Source organism: Nocardia terpenica (genome assembly GCF_013186535.1).
In the GTDB taxonomy this organism is placed as follows: domain Bacteria; phylum Actinomycetota; class Actinomycetes; order Mycobacteriales; family Mycobacteriaceae; genus Nocardia; species Nocardia terpenica.
In genome coordinates this window covers 1,699,446-1,709,692 of record NZ_JABMCZ010000005.1, presented here as the reverse complement: position 1 = coordinate 1,709,692, position 10,247 = coordinate 1,699,446, and the positions used below count along the sequence as shown (strand labels likewise).

Below are 10,247 nucleotides of genomic sequence, written 5' to 3'. Positions count from 1 at the left end.
ACGGTGACCGCGCCGATGGTGACGGCAGCGAACAGGGCCGTGGCGGCGGTACCCGCGGCTGCGCCGAACATCACGGCGTGGCTTCCCGGGGCGGGCGTGGTGGCGGTGGTGGGAGCACGGTGCGCCGGTCCGCCGCCGGGTTCTCGGTGTTGTCGGGTCCGGTGGTGCCGGTTGGCTGTGGCCAGGCGGTGGTGAGCCGGTGCAGGGCGAGCCGGGTCCGGCCGCCGCTGGCCGCCGGGGGTGCAGCGGCAGCCAGACCGGCCCGGCCGGGTCGGTCTCGGCGGCGGCGGTGTAGTCGGCGGCGGCGGTGGCGATCGGCACGGTGGCTGGGTCGGGTAGTGCGGCGGCTGTGGCGTGCAGGGCGGTGCGGGCGGCGGCTTCGCGCCCGCTGGTGGGTAGCCACAGCAGTAGTGGGGTGGTGATGCCGGTGGCGGTGGCCAGGTTCGCGTAGCCTGCGAGTTTGCCGCAGACCTGGGTGAGTGACTCTGTGCCGCAGTCGTATTCGAGGAAGAACTCGACACCCGGGAGGCCGGGCTGGGTGGGGTCGAGGCGGCCGTAGCCGTCGGGGCGGGCCAGGTCGCCCCACAGCCGGGTGCAGCGGGTGTGTGACCACCACGCGGTCAGCACGCCCTGAGTGGGGCTGGTGGTGGCGAGGTCGGTGAACCAGTCGTTGACGGCGACGTCGTGGCGTAGCCGGAGGCTGTGGGCCAGTGCGAGTGCGCGGTCGTGGCGCCAGCGCAGCTCGCGGATGTCGAGGCCGTGCTCGCCGGCCAGGACCGCGGCTCCGGCCGGGGCGAGGATCCAATGCCAGGGTGCGGTGCCGACCAGGCGGCGGGGCCGGAAGCGGTCGATCACCCCGGTCTGGTGCAGGGTCTGCAGGCGTCGGCTGGCGCGGCGGTCGGCGGTGAATGCCAGCGCCGCGATCTGGGTGGTGGTCAGGACGCGATGCTCGTACAGCATCCACAGCAACCACCGATCCCGCCCGGTCAGCACCGTGGCCAGTGCGGCCTGCCCGGCCGGGACGGCCCGCCGGGGTGCGGGCGGGAATCGGTGCGCGCGGGTCGGTCCGCGGCGGGTGACGTGGGTCATCGGAATACACCTCCAGCGGCGGGGGACGGGGATGGCCGGGGTATACGGCGGGAATGCCGGGTGGCAGGGCCGTGTCAGCGGCGGCGCGGGTCGTGGCGGGCGGTGCCCGGGGCCGGTGTCGCCGATCGGGGGCGGACGCGGGCGGGGTGGGCGTGGGCCGTGCGATGCCGTTGGTTGCGATGCCGTTGGTGTGGGTGCGGGCGGCGGCGCGGATGTGGGCCGATCGGCCTCGGATGGGCGGGGGAAGCGGTGCGGTGGCGACGGTGAACGGGGGCGCGTTCTGGCCTCGGACGAACAGGCGCGCGGCGGCGTGGTAGGCGTCCAGGTGGGCGAGGTCGTGCTCGCTGAGCTGGGGCAGGGTATGGCGGGCCAGGTCGCGGGCGTCTTCGGGTGACACGGCGAAACAGATCTTGTTTCTGGCGTTGGTGGAGACCGCGTCGCGCAGGGTGGGGGTGAGCTGGCCGAGGTTCTGATGCGCCAGCACCATCGACAGTTTCAAGGCCCTGGCCTCGGCGAGCATGTCTTCCACCGGTGTGGACGAGTGCAGGAAGTTGTGGAATTCGTCGAGGTAGAGCGCGGCGTCGCGGCGCTGTGTGGCGGGTGTGGCGGCGCGGGCGGTGACGGCCTGCCAGGTGCGAGCCACCAGCAGCGCACCGACCAGGCGGGTGGTTTCTTCACCGAGCCGCCCTTTGGGCAGGCGGGCCAGCACCAGGCCGCCCTGGTCGAGAATCTGGCCGATGTCGACGGTGGCCGGGCCACCGGCCACGGCGGTCTTGACGAAAGGCCGCAGCAGCAGGTGGCGCAGCTTGTTCATCAGCGGCGCGGTCAGCTGGCCGCGCCCGGCGTCGCCGAGGGCCTCGAAGTTGGTCCAGAACCCGTGCAGCACAGGGTCGCTCACGGTGGCGGTCAACCGGGCCCGGTAGGTGTCGTCGGTCAGCAGGCGCGCGACGTCGGCCAGGGTGGCGGGTGCGGGTTGAGTACATACCGTCAGCAGGCTGGAGCGGAACAGGTCGTCGGTGCGGGGGCCCCAGAACTGGTGGTAGATGCGGGCGAAGATGGTGCCGAGGTTGTCCACGACCAGGTCGAGGTCTGCGCCGACGGTGGTGGTGTCGAGGGATTGATACACGGAGGCGGGCTGGCGGAGTCGGCGTCGAACAGCACCACGGTGTCCGCGCAGCGGCGTGGTAAGCGTTTGAGTAGGTCGGTGATCAGGTCGCCTTTGGGGTCGATGAGGACCAGACCGCGCCCGGCGTCGGCGTCGGCGAGCACCATCTGCCCCAGCAGCGTCGATTTTCCGCATCCGGTGGGCCCGAGGATGTGGACGTGGTGGCGGGCGTCGGCGACCCGCATGGCCACCGTCCGCCCCGGTGCGGCGTCGGCTGTCCCGAGCGGTTTCGTGGCCGGTCCGGCGAAGGCGACGATCGCGCTGGGGGCCAGCGCGCGGGCTCCGGCGCGGTGGATCTCGGCGATCCCCGCGTCCAGGGGCAGGTGCGCGATCGTCGCGAGTTCCGGCGTCGACAGCAGGTCACCGCGCCCGAGGCGTCGCTCGGTCAGCACGGTGGACAGCCGGAAGCGGCGGTGCCGCGCGTAGTGGTTGTAGTCCGAACAGCTCGAGAAGCAGGACGACAGCGCATGGGCGCGGCCCCGGGCGACCTTGCGGGCACGGACACATGCCTGCGTGTCGCTGCCGGTGGGGACGGGGGCGGTGACGGCGTAGCGGATGACGGTGGCCCAGTGTGTGCCGCGGGTCTTGACCGCGGCGGCGCGGTCGCGCGCGGATTGTTCCAGGCTGGCCTGCCGATCAGCGGACCGCGGAGCGGGCCGGGGTGCACCGTTGCGGGTCTGTGCCCGGCCGAAGAACAGGCCGAACATCTCACGAACCAGATCCCCCGCTATCCCGGCCAAAAGACCCGATGCCAGCCCTGCTCCCCGGCCGGGGCGGCTGGTATGGCGGGCGCGGCGGCCGAAGACGGGGCGGGCTAGGACCTGCAGGCACGCATGGTAGCCGGGGGGCATGCCTGCGGCGGCGGCGATCAATGCGGCGGCGGAGTCGCCGTGGGAGTCGGTGCGGATCGGCCACTGCTCCGGTCGACCGAGCCGCAGCTCCCCACCCACCAGCACGTTCTGGTGCCCGGCGACAGGCGGGGGCATCGGCGGTGCGGCGGCCACGGTGCGGGTGCGCGCTCCGCGCCAGGATGCGGCGACCGCGTTCTCGACCAGGTGCGGCGGGACAACCGACGGCACCCAGATCCGGATCACCGCACCGTCGTCCGGGCTGATCCGGTATTCGAACCCGAGGTGTGGGGTTCCGAACAGCATGCGCCGCCACAGTGGGTGTTCGAGTGCGCCGTGCAGCTGCTCCCACAAGACTTCTGCGCTGGTGGGCTGGACCTCGGGCGGGAGAGGATCTCGACGTGGCGGGCCCCGTCGGCCCAGCGCCGCTCGCGCAGCCTGCGTACCCGGGCGGTCAGGGCGAGGATGCCCGCCGCGGCGAGGACGGTAATGCAGGCCGCCGGGACCGCGTAGTGGACGGCGAGCGCGAGAACGCGGTCGCCGACAACGCCGGGGTGCGTGAGCAGCTCCCCCACCGTCGGCCCGTAGCTGCCGCCGTCTGCGGGAGTGGTCTGGGTGTGATATCCGGTGCCCATCACTGCGGCACCTCGACGTAGGGGTCACCGTCACCGTCGTCGGCATCGGCATCGGCATCGGCATCGGCATCGGCATCGGCATCGTCGGTGAAGTCGTTTTCGTTGTCGACGTCGATGTCCTCGTCGTCTTCGGCAGGCCAGTCGACTTCGTCGGCGCCGAGGTCGATCTCGGTATCGTCGGTGTCGTCGCCGGGAGGGCGATGTAGCCGGGGTCGTCGGTGTCGGTGTCGAACTCCGGGGACGTGGTCGCCAGCTGGTGCTCGGCGAGGGAGGCGACCGAGGCGAAGACGGTGCGCTGGTGCGCGCCGACAGCGAGGAGGCCGTGACCGCGGTCGGCGGTCAGCAGGAACCGACGCTCCCCCTCGGACAGGCCGAACGCGTCGCCGACCTCGTCGATCGACTGCGGGGCTTGGCGCAACAGCACCTGGGTGGCCGCATTGGCGACGATCGCTCGACCGAGATCGGTGGACAGCACGTCGGGTCCGTCCTGGGTGGCAACGGTCAACCCGGCCAGATACTTACGGGCCGACTTGGCCAGCCGGAACAAGAACCTCGCTCCGGCCGGTTGCCGCATCAGCAGCCATGCTTCGTCCACCACGACCAGGCGGGGCCGCCGCGTCACGGGGTCGCTGACCCGACGCCAGGTCGCGTCCAATGCGAGCAGGGTGCCGATGGTCTTGAGTTCCTCGGGCAGGGCCCGCAGCGAGTACACGATCAACCCGCCCTCGGCCCCGTGGGTGGTGGCACCGTCGAGCAGCTCACCGAACGCACCACCGCGGACATACGGGGCCAGGGCGGCGGCGAGTTCTGCCGCCACCGGGTTCCCGGCAGCGGCGAGCTGCTCGCGCAGCAGGCTCAACGATGGAGCGGGCCGCACCCAGGTGGCCGGGTTACCGGTGATCCCGGCCGCGGTGTAGGTGGCGGTCAGCGCGGTGTCGAGCACGGCGCGCTGGGCCGGGGTCTGCTCGCCGAGCAGGACCGCGATCACGGTGTGCAGGTACAGCTTTCGCCGAGTGAGCGTGTCGGCGGTGGCGGTGCGCCGACCGGTGGGACCGATATGGATGTCGAGATCGAAGGGGTTGACGCAGACGCCGGTGGCACCCAGCGGGATGCGGACACCGCCGACGGCGTCGGCCAGGGCCGCGTACTCGTCCTCGGGGTCGATGACCACGGTTTCGATGCCCCGATACAACGACCGCAGGATTTCGGTCTTCACCAGGTAGGACTTGCCGGACCCGGAGCGGCCGAGGATGACCTCGTTGTGGTTGTGCATGCTGGGCCCGAAGCGGTCGTGGAACAGCAGCCCGGCGGCGCCGTCGCGCCCGTACAGCACCCCGGCCGGGCGGGTGGCGACCGGGTCGGCGGGCGGTAGCTGCGCGGAGGCGAACGGGACGGCCGCGGCGAGGGCGTGGCTGTCGAAGGTGCGGTGCGCCCGGATCGGATCCAGGCCCAGCGGCAGGGTGGTCACCCAACCTCCGACGGCGCGGTAGGTCAGCGGGCAGGTGTCGATCAGCAGGCTCGCACACAGGGTGCGCAGCGCGGCGACCTGCCCGGCCAGCTCCCGTTCGGAGCCCGCGTGCACCGTCAGATACACCCCGGCCCTAAACAATCGGGACTCACCGCGGGCCAGCTGCGCCGACAACACGGCAGCGTCCTCGGCAGCCACTTCGACCGCCGGATCGGCGACCCGCTGGTTCATCGTCGCCGACATCATCGACGATTCCAGGCGGGCGATCTGTCGGCGCAACCGCAGCGCGGCGGTCTCGGCCGGAATCGGCTCGATGTGCACCGCAATATCCACCCGGCCCGGGAACGCCGACAGCGGTGTCAGCCACCCGGCGGCCACTTCCCGCGGGTAGCCCGTGACCGCGATCGTCGCCACGAAATCCGCCCCCACCTCGAGGTGACGGGTGCCGATGGTCAACGACTCCGGCGCGAACTCCACCACCCGGCGGCCTCGACGCGCCAGCAGACCACCCCGGCGACGGGCATGAGCGCGGGCGCAGTCGTGCACGGTCGTCGGGTTTTCCTCCCCCGTCTGTTCGGCCTGGTCTTCGGCGTCGGTGTCGAAGGTTGCGCCGGTGAACGCGCTCTGGCCGAGGGTGATGATCTCGGTGGGGCCTGCGGCGTCGGTAGCGCTCGAAGGGACGAGGTTGGCGGGGTTGGTGCAGCTGGTCAGGATCGCTCGCGCCGCGTCGTCGTCGAGCACGCGGACGCCGATACCCAGCGGTGCCAGCATGTCGGTGGCTTCGTCGACGCGGGCCAGCAACCGTGCCTGGGCGGCGTGGCGCTCGGCGGCGGAGATCTCGCGGTCGCGGCGGCCCCGGGCGGTGAACCCGCCCACGGGGGAGGCGGCCAGGCGGGTGGCGGGGCCGAGCGGTTCGCGCCACACCAACAAGACCTGCCGGTGCGCGGCGGTGTCGTCGTCGGCCAGCTCGGCGAGATGGCGGGTGTGGTCGCGAGCGTATTCGGCCAGCTCCGGTGACATGTCCTCGGCCGCGGCCCGCAGGCGCGCGATGTGGCCGGTCACGTCCAGGCGCACCGAGCGCAGCAGGATCTGCACGCCGTGCCGGGACAGCCCGTGCAGGTATCCGGCGAGCGCGCTTACCAGCCCGGCCTGCTCGGCCGGGGTCCGCAGCGCGAGGTTGATGCTGGTCGCGGCGGCGATCACCGCGATCCCGTCGGCACCGAGGTCGACCACACCGACCCCGCCCGCACCGGTGACGGTGCGCGGCAGCGGGGCTGTGCCGGTGGTGATCGGTTGCGCGGTCACCGGCCGCGGCCCGGTCGCGGTGGCGGTGAGCCAGCCCGGCGCACCGGCGCGATCGTGCTGATCGGAACCGACGGCGATCAGGCGACGGGGCCGCATCCGGTGCCGCAGCGCGGTGAGCAGAAGCTGATCACCCGACATCCCGTCGCGAGTGGTGAGGATGGTGGCGGTCGCGAGGGCAGCGACCGGGGCCGCGACGGCGGCGAACACCGCGACCGGCACGACCACCCGGGTGGCCGCCCACGTCAGCAGCAGCGCGACGCCGGTGGCGGTGAGCAGGGCGAGTTGGCGGGCGGTGAACGGGCCGACGATCCGGTCGGGCCGCTCTACATCGGACGGGATGCGGTACATGCTCATTGGGCACCTCCAGAAGCAGGCCGACGACAACGGCGGCGAACGGGAAGATCGGGAAGGGGAAGATGCAGCTGCCGACCGGCAGCACGCGGTGCAGGGGGAGCCACCCACACCGGGGCGGGGGCCGGTCGCGGCACCCGGGGCACCCCGAGCGGCAGCACGTACTGGCCGCCCTTGGTGACCTGCACTCGCGCATACGGATCACCAACCGTGGGTCTGGGTTCGGGCGGCGGGTACCGCAGTGTCAGCTGGCGGCCCGTGCCAGCCCGTTTCCGCACGGGTGCTCCGGTGTCCGAGCCAGCCGTGGTAGTGGCCGGTGTCGTGCGCGTCCGGGGCGGGCGCATCGGGGCGGCCGGGCGGCGCTGGCGTGTGGTGGGACTGGCGTAGAACAAGGCCATCTGGCCGGGCGGGCGGGGCGCTTCGGGAGACAGCTGCGGGCCCGGCTTGAACAGGTCCAGCCGCAGCTGCTGACCGGTATGCGGTGAGGGCGGTGAACCCGGCACGCGCCGCGGCCGTTTCGCCGCCGGGACCGCAGGCGCGGGTTTGACCCGGGTGAGCCCCTGCAACGGCAACAGCAGCTGACCGTCGGCAGTCGTTTTCTCCCGCCAGTACGGGTCGGCGGCATCCCGCATCGCGTTCCGCTGCGCGCGGCTCGGCTTCGACGGGTGCGTCCTGGGTTTCGGGGTACGGAGGTTGCCTGGCGACGGCCCTGGCACCCTGGCGGAGCAGACCGAAGGTCTTGTACGCGATGAACCCGCGCACCATCCCGCCGACCATGGAATGGCCGCCGCCGATCCGCAGCGCCGACAGCAGCCAGAAGGGGGTTTTGACCAGGATCGCCACCATGGCGATCGACACGATCAGGGTCACCAGACCGCCGGTGTTCGGGCCGAAGAAACTCCATCCGCCGGGGGTGAGGAATACGCGGGCGGCGGTGATCAAGGTCAGTGACTGCACCACCTGGATGGCCAGGCACGCACCGATGGCTCGCCACCACCATCGGGCGATCGGCTCGGTCACCGGCAGCCCATGACACATGAGCGCCAACGGGGCGGCCACGATCAACACGATGGTGATCGCGACCCGGACCACGTACCCGACAAACAGCAGCAAGACCAGCACGATGAGCGCGGCCGACAACAACAGCACGAAGATGCCCGACCCGGGGCCCGCGGTGACCAGCTGCTGCAACGCCTGCCCGGCCGAACCCGGATCGGCTCCGTCCCCGGCCAGCGCCGCCGACACCGCGTTCGCCGCGCGCACCGCCTCGGTGGCCAGCGGGAAACTCAAGGCCGCCGCGAGCATGCCGAGCACGATCCGGGGCACGATCTCACGCACCGACCACCGCGACTGCAGCGTCTGATACGACATCAACACGATCCCCGCGGCCATCACCAGCAGCCCGTACACGGTGACGGTGAGCTGCCACGACGACGACCACAACTGCCCGACATGCGGCAACGTGACCGGATCCGGAGTCGCCAACAACGTGGTCGACAGCAACCTCAGCAACGGATTCAAGGCCGAAGCGACCAGGTTGGCGAAAAACCCGTCCATCGCCTTGACCACACAGCCGGAAATATGGTCGATCCCACACTCAGGCTCGCCCGCACTGCCCGCATCACCGGAGCCCGGACCCGGCCTCGACCCACACATCGGGGAAGCGGGATCCGTGCACGGCGCGGTCGGGGGCGCGGCGGGCGGCACCGTTGCCGGAACCGTGGGTGCCGGGGTCGGGGCGGGGGCGGCTGGTGCGGTGACCACCGGCGGTGCCGGGGGCGGGGTGGTGGCCGGGTCCGCCCATGCCGCAGCGGTGCTGGCCGCCACCATGAGTGCAGCCGCAGCGACGGTCAGCAACCACCGCCACCGGGCCCGGTGCGCGCCTCCGCCCGCGCGGGTGGGGGCAGACATGGTCAGCCCCCCACCAGGGATTTGAGGACTTCCACGACGACCGGGGCGAGGATAGCCAGGCTGTAGCCGATCAGCGCGGCCCGCACACACGCCTTAGCTCGCTCGACCTCACCGGCGTCGCCACCCGAGAGCAGGTAGCGGGCCCCGCCAACGGTCAAGTAGACCGTGGCGACGGTGGCCAGGATGCCGATCAGCCAGTTCCGCAGGTGCGTACACACTTCGTCGAGCGACCCGGCCACCGCCAGCACCACCGGATCCGCCGCCGCCGGAGCCGCCGCAGCAACCACGGCGGCAACCGAGACCACCCCGGCAGCGAGCACCGCTCCGCCGGGCCTGCGCAGGCGTTGACGACCATCGGCACGACGGGCGAAGAAGGGCCGAAAAACGGGGGAACGGGTCATGCGCATCGGCGCACCTCCTGGCGAGCGGGTTGCGGGTCCGCGAGAGCCTGTGAAGGCGCCCGCACTGGAGACACTCCTGCCGCATCGCCGTTTTCGGACATCGCCCGCCACAACTTTTTGCGCGGGGCCTGGCCGACAGCGCGAGTGAGGTTGTCCACGGCGGCGGCCTCGACCTCGCTGAACCCCGCCGACAGCGACTCCTGCAGGCGGTGGGTGAGCCACTGCGCCAGTCGCAGCTCGGCGCGGCGGCGGCGCTTGACCACGGTGTCGTAGTCGATCCCGACGTCGGCGGCAACGCCGTGCAACGGCTGGCCGTCCAGGCGGGTGTCGGCGATCAGCCGGGCTTCGGCTGCGGTGAGCACCCCCTCGGCGACCGCCAACTCCAACAGCTCGTCCGGATGCCCGCGCCGGGCGTGCCCCAGGTCGATCGATACCGGAATATCGGCGTCCTCGTCGATGCTGTCCGGGCTGGTCACCCACCACGACGGGACCGATGCCAACCGGCGCTCCCGGATCGCCGCGCGGCACCGGTGATAGACCGCCCACCGCAGTCGCGACGCCACATACGGGCGCGACAGGTCGATCCAGTCCACGGCTTCCAGGAGTGCGGTCAGCACCATGGCCTGGGTGTCGTGACGGTGGGTCCAGTGCCCGGTCAAGGTGGACGACAGCGTCGACAGCATCGGCAACGCGAAACCCGCACACACCAGTACCGGGACCTCCTGCCTGGTCCGGGCCCGAGTCACCAGCTCCGCCCACACCGCATCGACCTCAGCCAGGGGAACCCGACGATCGAGAACCCGCCGCGACGCCTGCCTGATACTCATCGGCCCCCACGACGGCGGCAGACCGTCCATCTGCTGGTCGGCCAGCTCACCGAACCGTTTCCGGACCAACTGCAGCGCTGTCGGCGTTACCCGGCGGACCCGCTTCTTCCGTGAATTCATGGACTTACCTCCTGTGCTCAGCGAAAGAAAATCGACCAAGCAAGGACACGCGAGACCCGCCACAAAACACCGTCAGAAACAATTCACGACGAATTCAGAAAGACCTCAGAACGCATTCAGTGTCGAA

General features: G+C 71.6%; 6 protein-coding genes. All 6 read right to left on the bottom strand.

Annotated elements, in window-relative coordinates; genetic code table 11:
- Positions 1-1,089, bottom strand: a 1,089-nt coding sequence (locus tag HPY32_RS43705; protein ID WP_171983324.1) for a replication-relaxation family protein, incomplete at its 3' end; no start/stop codon positions are given.
- A 987-nt stretch (positions 1,090-2,076) separates the two neighbouring features.
- A complete protein-coding gene (locus HPY32_RS43700; RefSeq protein WP_171983323.1) occupies positions 2,077-6,864 on the bottom strand; it encodes a TraG/VirB4 family ATPase in 4,788 nt (1,595 codons plus the stop codon).
- A 198-nt stretch (positions 6,865-7,062) separates the two neighbouring features.
- The gene (locus tag HPY32_RS43695; protein ID WP_507236500.1) at positions 7,063-8,517 is read right to left on the bottom strand and encodes a TrbL/VirB6 family protein; all 1,455 of its coding nucleotides are present in this window, start codon (positions 8,515-8,517) and stop codon (positions 7,063-7,065) included.
- Entirely contained in the window at positions 8,483-8,665 is a 183-nt protein-coding gene (locus tag HPY32_RS43690; protein ID WP_171982961.1) for a hypothetical protein, read from the bottom strand. Before HPY32_RS43690 ends, HPY32_RS43695 begins: the two co-directional genes overlap by 35 nt.
- A 109-nt stretch (positions 8,666-8,774) precedes the next feature.
- Positions 8,775-9,173, bottom strand: coding sequence for a pilin (locus tag HPY32_RS43685; protein ID WP_197696342.1), 399 nt, complete (start codon positions 9,171-9,173; stop codon positions 8,775-8,777).
- Entirely contained in the window at positions 9,170-10,120 is a 951-nt protein-coding gene (locus HPY32_RS43680; protein ID WP_067578691.1) for a hypothetical protein, read from the bottom strand. Before HPY32_RS43680 ends, HPY32_RS43685 begins: the two co-directional genes overlap by 4 nt.
- Between the last annotated feature and the right edge of the window lie 127 nt (positions 10,121-10,247).

Bases quoted from the DNA above. Each gene is read 5' to 3' on its own strand.
- HPY32_RS43700 (WP_171983323.1), bottom strand. From the start codon at position 6,864: ATGAGCATGTACCGCATCCCGTCCGATGTAGAGCGGCCCGACCGGATC.
- HPY32_RS43695 (WP_507236500.1), bottom strand. From the start codon at position 8,517: ATGTGTGGGTCGAGGCCGGGTCCGGGCTCCGGTGATGCGGGCAGTGCG.
- HPY32_RS43680 (WP_067578691.1), bottom strand. From the start codon at position 10,120: ATGAATTCACGGAAGAAGCGGGTCCGCCGGGTAACGCCGACAGCGCTG.
- HPY32_RS43685 (WP_197696342.1), bottom strand. From the start codon at position 9,173: ATGACCCGTTCCCCCGTTTTTCGGCCCTTCTTCGCCCGTCGTGCCGAT.
- HPY32_RS43690 (WP_171982961.1), bottom strand. From the start codon at position 8,665: ATGGGCGGACCCGGCCACCACCCCGCCCCCGGCACCGCCGGTGGTCAC.